The sequence below is a fragment of the Geobacillus sp. FSL K6-3411 genome, assembly GCF_037965715.1.
GTDB lineage: Bacteria > Bacillota > Bacilli > Bacillales > Anoxybacillaceae > Geobacillus > Geobacillus thermodenitrificans.
Window position 1 is genome coordinate 1278200 of the sequence record NZ_CP150187.1, and the last position, 17106, is coordinate 1295305.

Below are 17106 nucleotides of genomic sequence, written 5' to 3' on the forward strand. Positions count from 1 at the left end.
TATGATAGAGAAAGAGAAATGATTTCGTTGAGAGGGGAAGTCATGGTTACGAAAGAACAAAAAGAGCGGTTTCTCGTATTGCTCGAGCAGCTGAAGATGACGTCGGATGAATGGATGCCGTACTTTCGAGAGGCGGCCATTCGGAAAGTCGTGATTGATAAAGAGGAAAAAAGCTGGCATTTTCATTTTCAATTGGCGAACGTGCTGCCGGTTGATGTGTACAAGTCGTTTACGGACCGATTGGCAGCCGCATTCCGTCATATCGCTGCTGTCCGTCATACGATTTATGTCGAAGAGCCGCATGTGACCGAAACGGATGTGCAGGCGTATTGGCCGCTTTGCCTTGAACAGCTGCAAGAAGGCGTGTCGCCGCTCGTCGATTTGCTTAGCCGGCAGACGCCGGCGGTGAAAGGAAACAAGCTCTTTGTCACCGCCCGTCATGATGCAGAAGCGTTGGCCGTCAAGCGGCGATTCGCCAAAAAAATCGCGGATGTCTACGCTTCGTTTGGGTTTCCGCTCCTTCACCTCGAAGTCGGCATTCAACCGGCCGAGCAGGAAATGGAGCGGTTTTTGGCGCAAAAACAGCAAGAAGATGAAGAACGAGCGCTCGCCGTGCTGACGGATTTGGCGAAAGAAGAAGAAAAAGCGGAAGCGGCTTCTCCGTCCGGCCCGCTTGTCATCGGCTATCCGATCCGCGACGAGGAGCCGGTGCGTCCGCTTGAGACGATCGTCGAGGAAGAGCGACGTGTCGTTGTGCAAGGGTATGTGTTTGACGCTGAAGTGACCGAACTCAAAAGTGGCCGTACGCTGCTGACGATGAAAATCACGGATTATACGAACTCTATTGTTATCAAAATGTTCTCGCGTGACAAAGAAGACGCTGCACTGATGTCCAGCGTGAAAAAAAGCATGTGGGTGAAAGTGCGCGGCAGTGTGCAAAACGATACGTTCGTCCGCGATTTAGTCATTATCGCTAATGACTTAAACGAAGTGGCGGCGAACGAACGGCGCGATACGGCACCGGAAGGCGAAAAACGAGTCGAACTCCATTTACACACACCGATGAGCCAAATGGATGCGGTCACTTCAGTGGCGAAGCTCATTGAACAGGCGAAAAAATGGGGGCACCCGGCGGTGGCCATCACCGACCATGCCGTCGTTCAATCGTTTCCGGAAGCGTATAGTGCGGCGAAAAAACACGGCATGAAAGTGTTGTATGGGATGGAAGCGAACATCGTTGATGACGGAGTGCCGATCGCCTACAACGAGGCGCACCGCCGCCTTTCCGACGAGACGTATGTTGTCTTTGACGTCGAAACGACCGGATTGTCGGCTGTATACAACACGATCATCGAGTTGGCGGCGGTGAAAGTCAAAGACGGTGAAATCATCGATCGGTTTATGTCGTTTGCCAATCCGCACCATCCGTTATCGGTGACGACGATGGAATTGACGGGCATTACCGATGAGATGGTGAAAGACGCCCCGGATGTCGAAGAGGTGCTTCGCCGCTTTATCGATTGGGTCGGTGATTCGACGCTTGCCGCCCATAACGCTAGCTTTGACATCGGCTTTTTAAACGCAGGGCTCGCCAAAATGGGGCTTGGCAAAGTCATAAACCCGGTCATCGATACACTTGAACTCGCCCGTTTTTTATATCCGGATTTGAAAAACCATCGTCTCAATACGCTTTGTAAAAAGTTTGACATTGAATTGACACAACACCACCGCGCCATTTATGACGCCGAGGCGACCGGGCATTTGCTGATGCGGCTGCTGAAAGAAGCAGAGGAACGAGGCATTTTGTATCACGATGAGTTGAACAGCCGCACTCATAGCGAAGCATCATATCGGCTATCGCGCCCGTTTCATGTGACGTTGTTGGCTCAAAACGAGACGGGGTTGAAAAATTTGTTTAAGCTCGTTTCGCTGTCACACGTTCAATATTTTCACCGTGTGCCGCGCATTCCGCGCTCGGTGCTTGTTAAGCATCGCGATGGCTTGCTTGTCGGTTCAGGTTGCGACAAAGGGGAGCTGTTTGACAACTTGATCCAAAAGGCGCCGGAGGAAGTGGAAGAGATCGCCCGTTTTTACGATTTCCTTGAGGTGCATCCGCCAGCGGTATACAAGCCGCTGATTGAGATGGACTATGTCAAAGATGAGGAAATGATCAAAGATATTATTCGCAGCATCGTCGCCCTCGGCGAGAAGCTTGATATCCCGGTTGTCGCCACCGGCAACGTTCATTACTTGAATCCGGAAGATAAAATTTACCGGAAAATTTTAATTCACTCGCAAGGTGGAGCGAACCCGCTCAACCGGCACGAGCTGCCGGACGTGTATTTCCGCACAACGGATGAAATGCTTGACTGTTTTTCGTTTTTAGGGGCGGAAAAAGCGAAAGAAATCGTCGTCGACAATACACAAAAAATCGCCTCGTTAATCGGCGAGGTGAAGCCGATTAAAGACGATTTGTATACGCCGCGCATCGAGGGAGCGGACGACGAAATCCGGGAAATGAGCTATCGGCGCGCGAAAGACATTTATGGCGATCCGCTGCCGAAGATCGTCGAAGAGCGGCTCGAAAAAGAGTTGAAAAGCATCATCGGCCACGGTTTTGCTGTTATTTATTTAATTTCTCATAAACTGGTGAAAAAATCGCTTGATGACGGCTATCTCGTCGGTTCGCGCGGGTCGGTCGGCTCGTCGTTTGTCGCGACGATGACGGAAATTACCGAAGTGAACCCGCTGCCGCCGCATTACGTCTGCCCGAACTGCAAACACTCCGAGTTTTTTAATGACGGCTCAGTCGGCTCGGGCTTTGACTTGCCGGATAAAAACTGCCCGCAATGTGGGACGAAGTACAAAAAAGACGGGCACGACATTCCGTTTGAGACGTTCCTCGGCTTTAAGGGTGACAAAGTACCAGATATTGACTTGAACTTCTCGGGTGAGTACCAGCCGCGAGCCCACAACTATACGAAAGTGTTGTTTGGTGAAGACAATGTCTATCGAGCCGGGACGATTGGCACAGTTGCTGACAAAACGGCATACGGATTTGTCAAAGGCTATGCGAGCGACCATAACTTAGAGCTGCGCGGCGCAGAAATCGACCGGCTTGCGGCCGGCTGCACCGGGGTGAAACGGACGACCGGGCAGCATCCGGGCGGCATTATTGTCGTTCCAGATTACATGGAAATTTATGACTTTACGCCGATTCAATATCCAGCCGATGACACGTCATCAGAGTGGCGAACAACCCACTTTGACTTTCATTCGATTCACGATAACTTGTTGAAGTTAGACATTCTTGGGCACGATGATCCGACGGTCATTCGCATGTTGCAAGATTTAAGCGGTATTGATCCGAAGACCATTCCGACCGACGACCCGGATGTGATGGGTATTTTCAGCAGCACTGAGCCGCTTGGTGTCACGCCGGAGCAAATTATGTGCAACGTCGGCACGATTGGTATTCCGGAGTTTGGCACGCGCTTTGTTCGACAAATGTTGGAAGAAACGAAACCAAAAACGTTTTCCGAGCTCGTGCAAATTTCCGGTTTGTCGCACGGCACCGATGTCTGGCTCGGCAATGCACAAGAGCTCATCCAAAACGGGACGTGCACGTTGTCGGAAGTGATCGGCTGCCGCGACGACATTATGGTATATCTCATTTATCGCGGGCTTGAACCGTCGCTGGCGTTTAAAATTATGGAATCGGTGCGCAAGGGGAAAGGGTTGACGCCGGAATTTGAAGAAGAAATGCGCAAGCATGACGTACCGGAGTGGTACATCGATTCGTGCAAAAAAATCAAATACATGTTCCCGAAAGCGCACGCCGCCGCCTACGTTCTTATGGCGGTGCGCATCGCCTATTTCAAAGTGCACCATCCGCTCTTGTATTACGCGTCATACTTTACGGTGCGGGCGGAAGATTTCGATCTTGATGCCATGATCAAAGGCTCAGCCGCCATCCGCAAGCGGATTGAGGAAATTAATGCTAAAGGCATCCAGGCTACCGCGAAGGAGAAGAGCTTGCTCACTGTGCTTGAAGTAGCGCTAGAAATGTGCGAGCGCGGCTTTACCTTTAAAAATATTGACTTGTATCGTTCGCAGGCGACCGAATTTGTCATTGATGGCCATTCACTCATTCCGCCGTTTAATGCCATCCCGGGGCTCGGGACGAACGTGGCACAAAACATTGTGCGCGCCCGCGAAGAAGGGGAGTTTTTGTCGAAAGAAGATTTGCAGCAGCGTGGGAAAGTATCGAAAACACTTCTTGAGTATCTCGAAAGTCGTGGCTGCCTCGACTCACTTCCGGATCATAACCAACTGTCTCTGTTCTGACGGAAGGTTTTTCGTTGCAATATATTTCCGAATGTGTTATAGTTTTAGTGGAATTGGCAAAGATAATGACAAGCAAAGAGTGGGGAAACCCACTCTTTCGTCTTGAATTGGCATCTGTCTTTCGTTCATTCCCCGCCCTGTGCAGGGGATTTTCTCATTATGCCACACGCCCATGTTTGCTCGATAAGGAGGAAAACGATGAGCAAAAAAGTGACAGAAACGGTCGAACAGCTTGTCACGCCCATTTTAAACGAGATGGGATTAGAATTAGTAGACATTGAATATGTGAAAGAGGGAAAAAACTGGTTTTTGCGTGTTTTTATTGATTCAGACGATGGGGTCGATATTGAACAATGCGGCGTCGTCAGTGAAAAGTTGAGCGAAAAGCTGGATGAGGTTGATCCGATTCCGCACAACTACTTTTTGGAAGTCTCGTCGCCAGGGGCGGAGCGACCGTTAAAAAATGAAAAAGACTTTGTCAAAGCCATTGGAAAACATGTATATATCAAGACGTATGAACCCATTGCAGGAGAAAAGCAGTTTGAAGGTGAGTTAACCGCTTTCGATGGAACGACCGTCACGCTGTCGGTCAAAGACCGCGGGCGGCAAAAAACAGTCGCCATTCCGTATGAAAAAGTGGCGAGCGCAAGACTAGCCGTCATCTTCTTCTAATAATAAAAGGGGGATTTTCGTTTCATGAACACGCAGTTGCTTGAGGCGTTAGCCGATCTGATGCGGGAAAAGGGCATCAGCAAAGAAGTCATCATGGAAGCGATTGAAGCAGCGCTCGTTTCAGCGTATAAACGCAACTTCGGCCAGGCGCAAAACGTGCGCGTCGATTTAAACATGGATACAGGAACGATCCGGGTGCTCGCTCGCAAGGATGTCGTTGAAGAGGTAACCGACCCGCGCCTTGAAATTTCTCTTGAGGAGGCGCAGCGGCTCAATCCGAACTATCAAATCGGCGATGTCGTCGAACTGGAAGTGACGCCGCGTGATTTCGGCCGCATCGCGGCGCAGACGGCGAAACAAGTCGTTACCCAGCGCGTGCGCGAAGCGGAGCGGAGCATTATTTACGCTGAATTCGTCGACCGTGAAGAAGACATTATGACCGGCATCGTCCAGCGCATTGACCCTCGCTTTGTCTATGTCAGCCTCGGCAAAGCGGAAGCGCTCTTGCCGGCGAATGAGCAAATGCCGAACGAAACGTACAAACCGCACGATCGGCTGAAAGTATACATTACGAAAGTGGAAAAAACGACAAAAGGGCCGCAAATTTTCGTCTCCCGCACTCATCCGGGTTTGTTAAAGCGGCTGTTTGAGCTTGAAGTGCCGGAAATTTACGATGGCACGGTTGAAATTAAATCGATTGCCCGTGAAGCCGGCGACCGTTCGAAAATTTCCGTTCATTCCGACAATCCGGAAGTCGATCCGGTTGGTGCCTGCGTCGGGCCGAAGGGGCAGCGTGTACAGGCGATCGTCGATGAGCTGCACGGCGAAAAAATCGATATCGTCCGTTGGTCGGCTGATCCGGTCGAATTTGTCGCCAACGCGCTAAGTCCGGCCAAAGTGCTGCGCGTCATCGTGAATGAAGAACAAAAGGCGACGACCGTCATTGTCCCGGACTACCAGCTGTCGCTTGCCATCGGCAAGCGAGGCCAAAACGCCCGGCTGGCCGCGAAATTGACTGGCTGGAAAATTGACATTAAAAGCGAATCAGAAGCGCGGGAAATGGGCATCGACCCGCATGCGCCATCCACTTCGCTTGATTTCGACGGCGTGACGGCCGATAATGAAAATAGTGATGAGAGCGGTCAACCATTTGATGCAACGGCGGAAATCGAGTGAGGGGGAATGAAGATGGCAGCGCAAAAGAAAATTCCGTTGCGCAAATGCGTCGTCACCGGAGAGATGAAGCCGAAAAGGGAAATGGTGCGCATCGTCCGCTCGAAAGAAGGAGACGTATCGATTGACCCGACTGGCAAAAAGGCGGGGCGAGGTGCGTATATTACACTCGATCCGGAATGTATTTTGCAGGCGAAAAAGAAAAATATTTTGGCCCGCCATTTAAAAACTGATATCGCCGACGCGCTGTATGATGAACTGCTTGCCTTGGCGGAAAAGGAGAAGCAGGCAGGATATGAAAAATAGCCGCTGGGCATCGCTGTTAGGGTTGGCGCAGCGGGCCGGAAAAGTCGTTTCCGGCGAGGGGCTTGTCGTGAAGGAAGTGCAACGGGGCAAGGCGCGGCTCGTCTTGCTCTCGGAAGACGCGTCGGCCAATACGGAAAAAAAAGTGACCGATAAATGTACGTTTTATGGTGTCCCGCTTTGCAAAGTGCCGGACCGGTATACGCTCGGCGGCGCGATCGGCAAAGACGCCCGCGTCGTTGTCGCCGTCACCGACGAAGGGTTCGCGCGCCAATTGCAAACGATGCTCGACTGATCTTTATGGGGGTGAATGTATGTCGAAAATGCGTGTGTACGAATACGCCAAAAAACATAATGTGCCAAGCAAGGACGTTATTCATAAATTGAAAGAAATGAATATTGAAGTGAACAACCATATGACTATGCTCGAAGCCGATGTCGTCGAAAAGCTCGATCATCAATACCGCGTGAACTCAGAGAAAAAAGCGGAAAAGAAAACGGAGAAACCGAAGCGGCCGACGCCGGCGAAAGCCGCCGATTTTGCCGACGAGGAAATGTTTGAGGACAAGAAAGAAACGGCAAAGACGAAGCCGGCGAAGAAAAAGGGAGCAGTGAAAGGAAAGGAAACGAAAAAAACAGAAGCACAGCAGCAAGAAAAGAAACTGTTCCAAGCGGCGAAGAAAAAAGGAAAAGGACCGATGAAAGGCAAAAAACAAGCTGCCCCAGCCTCAAAGCAGGCGCAGCAGCCGGCGAAAAAAGAAAAAGAGCTCCCGAAAAAAATTACGTTCGAAGGTTCGCTCACGGTAGCCGAATTGGCGAAAAAACTTGGCCGCGAGCCGTCGGAAATCATTAAAAAACTGTTTATGCTCGGCGTCATGGCGACGATTAACCAAGATTTAGACAAAGATGCGATCGAGCTCATTTGCTCTGATTACGGAGTTGAAGTCGAAGAAAAAGTGACGATCGATGAAACGAATTTTGAAACGATCGAAATTGTCGATGCACCGGAAGATTTGGTGGAACGGCCGCCGGTCGTCACGATTATGGGGCACGTTGACCACGGGAAAACAACGCTGCTTGACGCAATCCGCCACTCGAAAGTGACCGAGCAAGAGGCGGGCGGTATTACACAGCATATCGGTGCTTATCAAGTCACGGTCAACGGCAAGAAAATTACGTTCCTCGATACGCCGGGGCATGAAGCGTTTACGACGATGCGGGCGCGCGGTGCGCAAGTGACGGATATCGTCATCCTTGTTGTTGCTGCTGATGATGGGGTCATGCCGCAGACGGTCGAGGCGATTAACCACGCCAAAGCGGCGAACGTACCGATTATCGTCGCCATTAACAAAATGGATAAGCCGGAAGCAAACCCGGATCGCGTTATGCAAGAGTTGATGGAGTACAACCTCGTTCCGGAAGAATGGGGTGGCGATACGATTTTCTGCAAGCTGTCGGCGAAAACCCAAGACGGTATTGACCATCTGTTGGAAATGATTTTGCTTGTCAGCGAAATGGAAGAACTAAAAGCGAACCCGAACCGCCGCGCGCTCGGTACGGTGATCGAAGCGAAGCTCGATAAAGGGCGCGGTCCGGTAGCGACGTTGCTCGTCCAAGCCGGTACGCTAAAAGTCGGTGATCCGATTGTTGTCGGAACAACGTACGGACGCGTGCGCGCGATGGTCAATGACAGCGGTCGGCGTGTCAAAGAAGCGGGTCCGTCGATGCCGGTCGAAATCACAGGGCTTCATGATGTGCCGCAAGCCGGGGATCGCTTTATGGTATTTGAAGATGAGAAGAAAGCGCGACAAATCGGAGAAGCGCGGGCACAGCGGCAGCTGCAAGAGCAGCGGAGCGTGAAAACGCGCGTCAGCTTGGACGATTTGTTTGAACAAATTAAGCAAGGTGAAATGAAAGAGCTGAACTTGATCGTTAAGGCCGACGTCCAAGGATCGGTCGAAGCGCTTGTCGCCGCCTTGCAAAAAATCGATATCGAAGGCGTGCGTGTGAAAATTATCCACGCGGCGGTCGGCGCCATTACGGAGTCAGACATCTTGTTGGCAACGACCTCGAACGCGATCGTCATCGGTTTTAACGTCCGTCCGGACACCAATGCGAAGCGGGCTGCCGAATCAGAAAACGTCGACATCCGCCTCCACCGCATTATTTACAATGTCATCGAAGAAATTGAAGCGGCGATGAAAGGGATGCTCGACCCAGAATATGAAGAAAAAGTGATCGGTCAGGCGGAAGTGCGGCAAACGTTCAAAGTGTCGAAAGTCGGCACGATCGCCGGGTGCTACGTCACCGACGGCAAAATTACCCGCGACAGCAAAGTGCGCCTTATCCGTCAAGGCATCGTCGTGTACGAAGGCGAAATCGACTCACTCAAACGGTATAAAGATGATGTGCGTGAGGTGGCGCAAGGATACGAATGCGGCGTGACCATCAAAAACTTCAACGATATTAAAGAAGGGGACGTCATCGAGGCGTACATCATGCAGGAAGTGGCTCGCGCATGATCGGCTTCGCCTCATGCGAATGCATCATCTACAACGCCCAGTCGCTAAAAGACAAACGGGCTGTCCTTCAACGGGTGATGACAAGAATCCGGCAAAAATATAATGTTTCTGTAGCCGAAATCGATTATCAAGATGCATGGCAGCGGGCGAAAATCGGCCTCGTTGCCATTGCGTCAAGTCGGCTCGCGACCGAGCGGGAACTTGAGCGGGCGCTGGCTTTGATCGACTCGTTTCCCGAATTGGAGCGGGCGGTGACATCATTTGAGTGGTTGTAATCGAGGTGATGGGTGATGAACATACGGGCAACTCGCGTTGGTGAGCAAATGAAAAAAGAGTTAAGCGATATTATCGGCCGCAAGCTGAAAGATCCGCGCATCGGCTTTGTCACCGTAACCGATGTGCGCGTCACCGGCGATTTGCAGCAAGCAAAAGTGTATATTAGCGTTTTCGGTGACGACGAGCAACGGGAAAACACCCTAAAGGCGCTTGAGAAAGCAAAAGGGTTTATCCGCTCGGAAATCGGTCAGCGCATCCGTCTGCGCAAAACGCCGGAAATTTTGTTCGAAATCGATGAAACAATCGAATACGGCAGCCGGATCGAGCGGCTGATCCGGCAAATTTCCGACGAGGACGGCCGCGATTCCGAAGAGGTGAACGATGAACCGAAAAATGGATAGACGAATCGTCTATCCATTGCCATTAGTGAGTATGACACGGAAAGGGTGCGCCGATGGACGGGGTATTGCTACTCAATAAACCGAAAGGGATGACGTCGCACGATTGTGTGGCGAAAGTACGACGCCTGCTGGGCATAAAAAAAGTCGGTCATACCGGCACGCTCGACCCAAACGTGTCTGGTGTGCTGCCGATTTGCCTTGGCAAGGCGACGCGCATCGCCGAATTTTTAACCGGAGCGACAAAAACATATGAAGGGGAAGTGACACTTGGCGCAGCGACGTCGACCGAAGACGCCGATGGTGACATCATCGCCGTCCAGACGGTTGACCGGACGATTGCGCGTGCGGAGATCGAAGCGGTATTCCGCAGCCTCACTGGGGATATCGAACAAACGCCACCGATGTATTCGGCGGTGAAAGTAAACGGCAAAAAACTGTATGAATATGCGCGTGCTGGCATCGAAGTCGAACGCCCAACGCGGCGTGTGACCATTTACGAGCTTGAGCTGCTTGATGAACGCGAGCAATTCGTCGGGGAAACAGTGTCGTTTCGCTTCCGTGTCATGTGCAGCAAAGGCACGTACGTCCGCACGCTCGCTGTCACCATTGGCGAGCGGCTCGGCTATCCGGCTCATATGTCCGATCTCATCCGCACAGCGTCTGGGCCGTTTCAGCTGGCTGATTGTGTGACGCTTGAAGAGGTCGAGCGCCGGGCGGCTGACGGGACGGTCGATGCCTTGCTAATTCCAATCGAGCAAGCGCTTTTTCATTTGCCGAAATACGAAATCAGTGATAAAGTAGCAGAGAAAGTGAAAAACGGGGCGCTGCTTCGTCTCCCCGCCTTTTTGCAGGAGCTTGACGGGCCGGTTCTGCTCGTGACGCCCGAGCGGGAGGCGATGGCCCTGTACGTGAAGCATCCGGCCCGCCCCGGTGTGATGAAGCCGTTGAAAGTGTTTCGTTAATGCCGGGCGAAATGCGGAAATAAAGAAGGTGGATCATGGACATGGAAACAATATTTATTTCGCATCCGCACCACTTTGAACGCCAAGCGCTTCCCCCAACGGTGATGGCGCTCGGTTATTTTGATGGCATTCATCTTGGTCATCAAAAAGTGATCACTACCGCGGTCGAGATTGCCAAACAACGCGGGTATGAAAGCGCAGTGATGACGTTTCATCCTCATCCATCCGTTGTGCTTGGCAAACAGCCGGAGCTTCGCCTGATCACCCCGCTCGGCAAAAAAGAGCAGCTGATCGCAGCGCTTGGGGTGAATCGGCTATATATCGTCGAATTTACGCCCGCATTCGCTGGGCTGCTGCCGGAACAATTTGTCGACCAATATTTGGACGAATTCCATGTAAAACATATTGTCGCCGGCTTTGATTTCACTTACGGGCGGTTTGGAAAAGGAACGATGGAGACGATGCCGCTTCATGCGCGCGGCCGCTTTGAGCAGACCATCATTCCAAAGATGACCGTCGACGGTGAGAAAGTGAGTTCCACACGCGTGCGGAAGCTGATTGAAGAAGGAGCGGTCGAACAGCTTCCCCGCCTGCTTGGTCGCTTTTACGACATCGAAGGAACGGTCGTCACCGGAGAACGGCGCGGGCGGACGATCGGGTTTCCGACGGCGAACATCGCTTTAAACGGCGATTATTTATTGCCGGCCATCGGCGTCTATGCTGTCAAGGCGACGATCGGCGGGCAAGTATATGAAGGAGTGGCCAACATCGGTTACAAACCGACGTTCCATGAGACGCGTGAAGGGTTGCCGAGCATCGAAGTGCACTTGTTCGAATTTGCCCGCGACATTTACGGGGAAACGGTAACGATTGAGTGGCACCGCCGCCTGCGGGGCGAGCAGAAGTTTGCGAGCGTCGCTGAGTTGACTGCGCAAATCGCCCGTGATAAAGAAGAAGCGAAGAAGTATTTCCACAGCTTAGGCGAAAAGACTTGCATTTTGCCGGAAAAAGAGGTATTCTAATCAATGTATGCGAACCGTTGCTTGGCTAGGCGATTCACCGACGCCCGCTCGGCAATCGGGGATTTCGAATTAGGGAGGTGAACAAGGATGGCATTAACGCAAGAGCGCAAACGTGAAATTATCGAGCAATTTAAAGTCCATGAGAACGACACTGGTTCTCCGGAAGTGCAAATTGCTATCCTGACGGAGCAAATCAACAACTTGAACGAGCATTTGCGCGTTCATAAAAAAGATCATCATTCACGGCGCGGCCTGCTGAAAATGGTCGGGAAACGCCGCAACTTATTGGCCTACTTGCGCAATAAAGACGTGGCGCGCTACCGTGAATTGATTGAGAAACTTGGATTACGTCGATAAAAAAGCGGGAGCATTCCCGCTTTTTTGCTAGTTTATAGGCGCAGTTTGCGCGGCAAATGATACAATGGCGCCAATTCGTCTATACTAATCATCAGCGATACCCATATTTTTATACATAGAGAGGAGTACTCGTTTGTATGGAACAAGAGAAACGCGTGTTTTCCATCGATGTGGCCGGGCGTCCACTCGTCATTGAAACCGGCGAGTTGGCGAAGCAGGCGAACGGCGCGGCGCTCGTCCGCTACGGTGATACCGTTGTGCTTAGCACGGCCACCGCATCGCGGGAAGCGAAAGACGTTGACTTTTTCCCGCTGACCGTCAACTACGAGGAGCGGTTGTACGCCGTCGGGAAAATTCCAGGTGGATTTATTAAGCGCGAGGGCCGTCCAAGCGAGAAAGCGATTTTGGCGAGCCGGCTCATCGACCGCCCGATTCGTCCGCTGTTTGCTGAAGGGTTCCGCAATGAAGTGCAAGTCGTGTCCATGGTCATGAGCGTCGATCAAGACTGTTCCCCGGAAGTGGCAGCGTTAATCGGCTCGTCGGTAGCGTTGACCATTTCTGACATTCCGTTTGAAGGGCCGATCGCTGGTGTCATTGTCGGTCGTATCGATGGCCAGTTTGTCATCAACCCGACGGTTGAACAAATGGAAAAAAGCGATATGCATCTCATTGTGGCAGGTACGAAAGATGCCATCAACATGGTCGAGGCCGGCGCGGACGAAGTGCCGGAAGAAGTGATGCTTGAAGCCATTATGTTCGGCCATGAAGAAGTGAAACGGCTTATCGCTTTCCAAGAGGAAATCGCTGCTCAAGTTGGCAAAGAAAAGATGGAAGTGGTTCTATACGAGCCAGACCCGGAACTAGAAGCGGAAATTCGCCAGCTTGCGGAAGCTGATATTAAGAAGGCCGTGCAAGTGCCGGAGAAACTGGCGCGCGATGCCGCCATTGAAGACGTAAAAGCTGGCGTTATTGCGAAATATGAAGCGGAAGAAGCTGATGAAGAGAAACTGAAGCAAGTGCAAGAAATTTTGCATAAGCTTGTGAAAGAGGAAGTGCGCCGCTTAATTACGGTCGAGAAAATTCGTCCCGATGGGCGCAAAGTTGATGAAATCCGCCCGCTGTCGTCAGCAGTTGGTATCTTGCCGCGCACGCATGGTTCCGGTCTGTTTACACGTGGGCAAACACAAGTATTAAGCGTCTGCACGCTCGGAGCACTCGGTGATGTGCAAATTTTGGACGGGCTTGATCTTGAAGAATCGAAACGGTTTATGCACCATTACAATTTCCCGCCGTTTTCCGTTGGCGAAACGGGGCCGATGCGTGGGCCGGGGCGGCGTGAAATTGGGCACGGGGCGCTAGGCGAGCGGGCGTTAGAGCCGGTCGTGCCGTCAGAGCGCGAGTTTCCGTACACGATCCGCCTCGTTTCCGAAGTGCTGGAGTCGAACGGCTCGACGTCGCAAGCCAGCATTTGTGCGAGTACGCTGGCGATGATGGACGCCGGGGTGCCAATTAAAGCGCCGGTTGCCGGCATTGCCATGGGGCTTGTGAAAAACGAGGACCATTATACGATTTTGACCGATATTCAAGGCATTGAAGACCATCTTGGCGATATGGACTTTAAAGTCGCCGGCACGAGAAAAGGCGTCACGGCGCTGCAAATGGACATTAAAATTAAAGGGCTGACGCGCGACATTTTGGAGGAGGCGCTACAGCAGGCACGCAAAGGTCGGCTCGAAATTTTAGACCATATGATGCAGACGCTCAGCGAGCCGCGTAAAGAGCTGTCTAAATATGCGCCGAAAATTTTGATCATGCACATCAATCCGGATAAAATTCGCGAAGTCATCGGACCGAGCGGCAAACAAATCAACAAAATCATCGATGAAACCGGCGTGAAAATCGACATCGAACAAGATGGCACGATTTTCATCTCGTCTGTCGATGAAGAAGCCAACCAAAAAGCGAAGCAAATTATCGAAGATATCGTCCGTGAAGTCGAAGTTGGACAAGTGTATTTAGGCAAAGTGAAACGGATCGAAAAATTCGGCGCGTTCGTCGAACTATTTAACGGCAAAGACGGGCTTGTCCACATTTCCGAACTTGCTGAAGAACGGATCGGCAAAGTGGAAGACATCGTCTCGATCGGTGATGAAATTTTAGTGAAAGTGACGGAAATCGATAAGCAAGGACGTGTCAACTTGTCGCGCAAAGCGGTGTTGCGCGAGCAGCGCGGTGCCGGAGAGTTGCCGAAAGAGACGCGGGAAAAACGAGGAAGACGGCCGGAGCGCCACCGCATGAAGCCTTAGGAATTTGTTTCTTAAGGCTCTTTTGTTATGTTCTAACCTGTCCCTCTGCTACATAATTTGTAGTAGTAAAAAAGAGGGGGGACAAGGGTGAACAACGGTTATGCTCGTTATATGGCGTTAGCAGTCATGTTCCTCACCGTCTGGATGGTCGTCCATTGGTCGCCGGTCGGCGACTATATTGAGAGCTGGCGCCCCGCAGAAACAGCGGCTGTGAAGGAACGTGATAAGTTATACGAAACGATTGCCAAACAAGCAAAGCAATACGAAATTCCCGCCCAAGATGCGGTTATCGATAAAGTATGGAAGGCGACGCCCGGTTACAATGGTCTTGCCGTCGATATTGACGCTTCTTATAAAAACATGAAAAAAACAGGGACGTTCGATGAGCGAAAACTCGTGTTCCGCCAAGTGTCTCCGCGCATCCATTTGGACGATTTGCCGCCGGCGCCGATTTACCGCGGTCATCCCGACAAGCCGATGGTCTCGTTTTTGATCAATGTAGCCTGGGGAGAAGAGTATATTCCTGACATGCTTGAGACGTTGAAAAAGCACGATGTCAAGGCGACGTTCTTTTTGGAAGGACGATGGGTAAAAAATCATCCGGAGATGGCAAAAATGATAGCAGACGCCGGCCATGAAATCGGCAACCATTCTTACAGCCATAAAGATTTAAAAACGCTTAGCAATGCCGACATCCGCCGCGAACTCGAGAAAACGAATGAAGTGATCGAAGCAGTGACCGCGGTCAAATGCAAGTGGTTCGCCCCGCCAGGCGGCAGCTATCGTGATGAGGTTGTCGAAATTGCTGCCAAGCTTCGCATGAAGACGATTATGTGGAGTGTCGATACAATAGATTGGCAAAAACCATCGCCATCTGTTATAGTGAAACGGGTAACATCCAAAGTCCATCCCGGTGCCATGATTTTGATGCATCCAACGATGCCGACGGCGGCCGCGCTTGATGAGCTGATCGTTTCGATTCAGCGCCAAGGGTACGCCATCGGCAGCTTGACGGCCTTATTCGACGAGAAAAGACTGGCAAAAAAACAGGAGGAACATGGAGTTGATTAACAAATATACGTGCAAAAACGGTGTACGAATCGTGCTGGAGCAAATTCCGACCGTGCGCTCGGTGGCCATTGGCGTATGGATCGGTACAGGCTCGCGCAACGAGACGGAACAAAACAACGGCATTTCCCATTTTTTGGAACACATGTTTTTTAAAGGGACAACTACACGCACGGCTCGGGATATTGCGGAAGCGTTCGACAGCATCGGCGGACAAGTGAACGCCTTTACATCTAAGGAGTATACGTGCTATTACGCGAAAGTGTTGGATGAACACGCACCGCTGGCGCTGGAAATGCTCGCCGATATGTTTTTCCATTCAACGTTTGTTGAGGATGAGCTACAAAAAGAGCGCAACGTCGTGCTTGAAGAAATCAAAATGTATGAAGATACGCCAGATGACATCGTCCATGACTTGCTCGGCAAGGCATGCTATGCGAACCATCCGCTAGGCTACCCGATTTTAGGCACGGAAGAGACGTTGCGCACGTTTACTGGCGACACGCTGCGTCAATATATGGCTGACTATTATACACCGGACCGCGTCGTTGTTTCGGTTGCTGGCAATGTCGATGAGCGGTTTATTGGGGAGATTGAACGCTATTTCGGTTCGTTTACGGCCGCCAATAAGCCGGCCTTCCCCGGAAAGCCGTCGTTCGTACCGCAAAAACTTGCGCGCAAAAAAGACACCGAGCAAGCGCACGTATGCATCGGATTTAACGGGTTGCCGATCGGTCACCCGGACGCGTACCCGCTCCTTATTTTAAACAATATTTTAGGCGGCAGCATGAGCAGCCGGCTGTTCCAGGAGGTGCGCGAACAGCGCGGATTGGCCTATTCGGTCTTCTCGTACCATTCCGCCTACCAAGACAGCGGTTTGCTCGCTATTTATGCCGGTACGGGAAGCGGTCAGCTCGACATTTTGTTTGAAACGATCCAACGGACGCTTTGCCATTTGAAAGAAGACGGCATTACGGAAAAAGAGCTGCATAACAGCAAAGAGCAAATGAAAGGAAGTTTAATGCTCGGACTTGAAAGCACAAATAGCCGCATGAGCCGCAATGGCAAAAACGAGCTTCTTCTCGGCCGCCATCGGTCGCTTGATGAAATTATCGAAGAGATCGAAAGTGTCACCGTCGAAAAAGTGAACGAGTTGGCGCGCACAGTTTTCGCGGAAGATTATGCCCTTGCTCTCATCAGTCCCGACGGCGTTTTGCCGCAGCCGCTTCGTTCCTAGCGAACATCGGCGCATAAAAAAAAGCTAACGACCTTCGTGAGGTTGTTAGCTTTTTCACTTTGTACGGCCGAGCCCCCCTATCATCCCTCTTCAGGTACGTCGATCATCACCATATCGGCGCCGATTTTGCGGATATATTTCCACGGCACGCGAATTTCTTGCCCCTCTTTACGAAACCCGAACCATTTTCCGGTCGGAATGAGCAGCGCCTCGACTTGGCCGGTTTGCTCGTTGATTTCCAAATCGGTCTGCCCGAGCACCCCGAGCCGCTCTGCCCGCCTCACATCGACGATTTCTTTGCCGCTTAACTCACTCAGCCTCACGCCTGGCTTCCCCCTCTTCGTGTCTTTATTTCTATTGTAAGGAACAAAACAGAAAAAAATGACTGTCGCCCGTCCGAGAACGAAACATATTGCCCATTTTTCCCGCCGAGGATATTCACCTATATTTTCTCCCCGAC

General features: G+C 51.5%; 15 protein-coding genes. 14 read left to right on the forward strand and 1 reads right to left on the reverse strand.

Annotation, left to right across the window (positions count from 1 at the left end):
* The first annotated feature begins 42 nt into the window (after nt 1-42).
* The 14 genes from NSQ22_RS06565 (at nt 43) to NSQ22_RS06630 (ending at nt 16646) form a co-directional block, all read left to right on the forward strand.
* Nucleotides 43-4347: a PolC-type DNA polymerase III gene (locus NSQ22_RS06565; protein ID WP_108437947.1), complete on the forward strand. Its 4305-nt coding sequence runs from the start codon at nt 43-45 to the stop codon at nt 4345-4347.
* 198 nt (nt 4348-4545) lie between these two features.
* Complete coding sequence (gene rimP, locus NSQ22_RS06570) at nt 4546-5019, forward strand: ribosome maturation factor RimP (protein WP_008878548.1); 474 nt, start codon at nt 4546-4548, stop codon at nt 5017-5019.
* Nucleotides 5020-5043: 24 nt separating this feature from the next.
* Complete coding sequence (nusA, locus tag NSQ22_RS06575) at nt 5044-6195, forward strand: transcription termination factor NusA (RefSeq protein WP_008878547.1); 1152 nt, start codon at nt 5044-5046, stop codon at nt 6193-6195.
* A 12-nt stretch (nt 6196-6207) separates the two neighbouring features.
* Nucleotides 6208-6498 carry a YlxR family protein gene (locus NSQ22_RS06580; RefSeq protein ID WP_060475757.1) on the forward strand — a complete coding sequence of 97 codons (291 nt, stop codon included), beginning with the start codon at nt 6208-6210 and terminating at the stop codon, nt 6496-6498.
* A complete protein-coding gene (locus NSQ22_RS06585) occupies nt 6488-6790 on the forward strand; it encodes a YlxQ family RNA-binding protein (protein ID WP_008878545.1) in 303 nt (100 codons plus the stop codon). Before NSQ22_RS06580 ends, NSQ22_RS06585 begins: the two co-directional genes overlap by 11 nt.
* 19 nt (nt 6791-6809) lie before the next feature.
* On the forward strand, nt 6810-9017 hold the full coding sequence (infB, locus tag NSQ22_RS06590) for a translation initiation factor IF-2 (protein WP_029760485.1): 2208 nt from the start codon (nt 6810-6812) through the stop codon (nt 9015-9017).
* Nucleotides 9014-9292 (forward strand): DUF503 family protein, encoded by a 279-nt coding sequence (locus NSQ22_RS06595; RefSeq protein ID WP_008878543.1) that lies wholly within the window; start codon nt 9014-9016, stop codon nt 9290-9292. Before infB ends, NSQ22_RS06595 begins: the two co-directional genes overlap by 4 nt.
* A gap of 15 nt (nt 9293-9307) precedes the next feature.
* Nucleotides 9308-9694 carry a 30S ribosome-binding factor RbfA gene (gene rbfA / locus NSQ22_RS06600; protein WP_008878542.1) on the forward strand — a complete coding sequence of 129 codons (387 nt, stop codon included), beginning with the start codon at nt 9308-9310 and terminating at the stop codon, nt 9692-9694.
* 53 nt (nt 9695-9747) lie between these two features.
* Nucleotides 9748-10656: a tRNA pseudouridine(55) synthase TruB gene (gene truB, locus NSQ22_RS06605; protein ID WP_008878541.1), complete on the forward strand. Its 909-nt coding sequence runs from the start codon at nt 9748-9750 to the stop codon at nt 10654-10656.
* A gap of 35 nt (nt 10657-10691) precedes the next feature.
* Entirely contained in the window at nt 10692-11678 is a 987-nt protein-coding gene (gene ribF, locus NSQ22_RS06610) for a bifunctional riboflavin kinase/FAD synthetase (RefSeq protein ID WP_029760486.1), read from the forward strand.
* Between the two features lie 87 nt (nt 11679-11765).
* Nucleotides 11766-12035: a 30S ribosomal protein S15 gene (gene rpsO, locus NSQ22_RS06615; RefSeq protein ID WP_008878539.1), complete on the forward strand. Its 270-nt coding sequence runs from the start codon at nt 11766-11768 to the stop codon at nt 12033-12035.
* A gap of 137 nt (nt 12036-12172) precedes the next feature.
* Nucleotides 12173-14341 carry a polyribonucleotide nucleotidyltransferase gene (pnp, locus tag NSQ22_RS06620; RefSeq protein ID WP_008878538.1) on the forward strand — a complete coding sequence of 723 codons (2169 nt, stop codon included), beginning with the start codon at nt 12173-12175 and terminating at the stop codon, nt 14339-14341.
* An 87-nt stretch (nt 14342-14428) separates the two neighbouring features.
* Nucleotides 14429-15412, forward strand: a complete 984-nt coding sequence (locus NSQ22_RS06625; RefSeq protein ID WP_008878537.1) for a polysaccharide deacetylase family protein — start codon at nt 14429-14431, stop codon at nt 15410-15412.
* Complete coding sequence (locus NSQ22_RS06630) at nt 15399-16646, forward strand: pitrilysin family protein (protein WP_029760487.1); 1248 nt, start codon at nt 15399-15401, stop codon at nt 16644-16646. The genes NSQ22_RS06625 and NSQ22_RS06630 overlap by 14 nt, the downstream gene beginning before the upstream one ends.
* Before the next feature lie 80 nt (nt 16647-16726).
* Here the strand turns inward: NSQ22_RS06630 and NSQ22_RS06635 are convergent, their stop codons facing one another.
* Complete coding sequence (locus NSQ22_RS06635; RefSeq protein WP_011887158.1) at nt 16727-16969, reverse strand: YlmC/YmxH family sporulation protein; 243 nt, start codon at nt 16967-16969, stop codon at nt 16727-16729.
* Nucleotides 16970-17106: the final 137 nt, after the last annotated feature.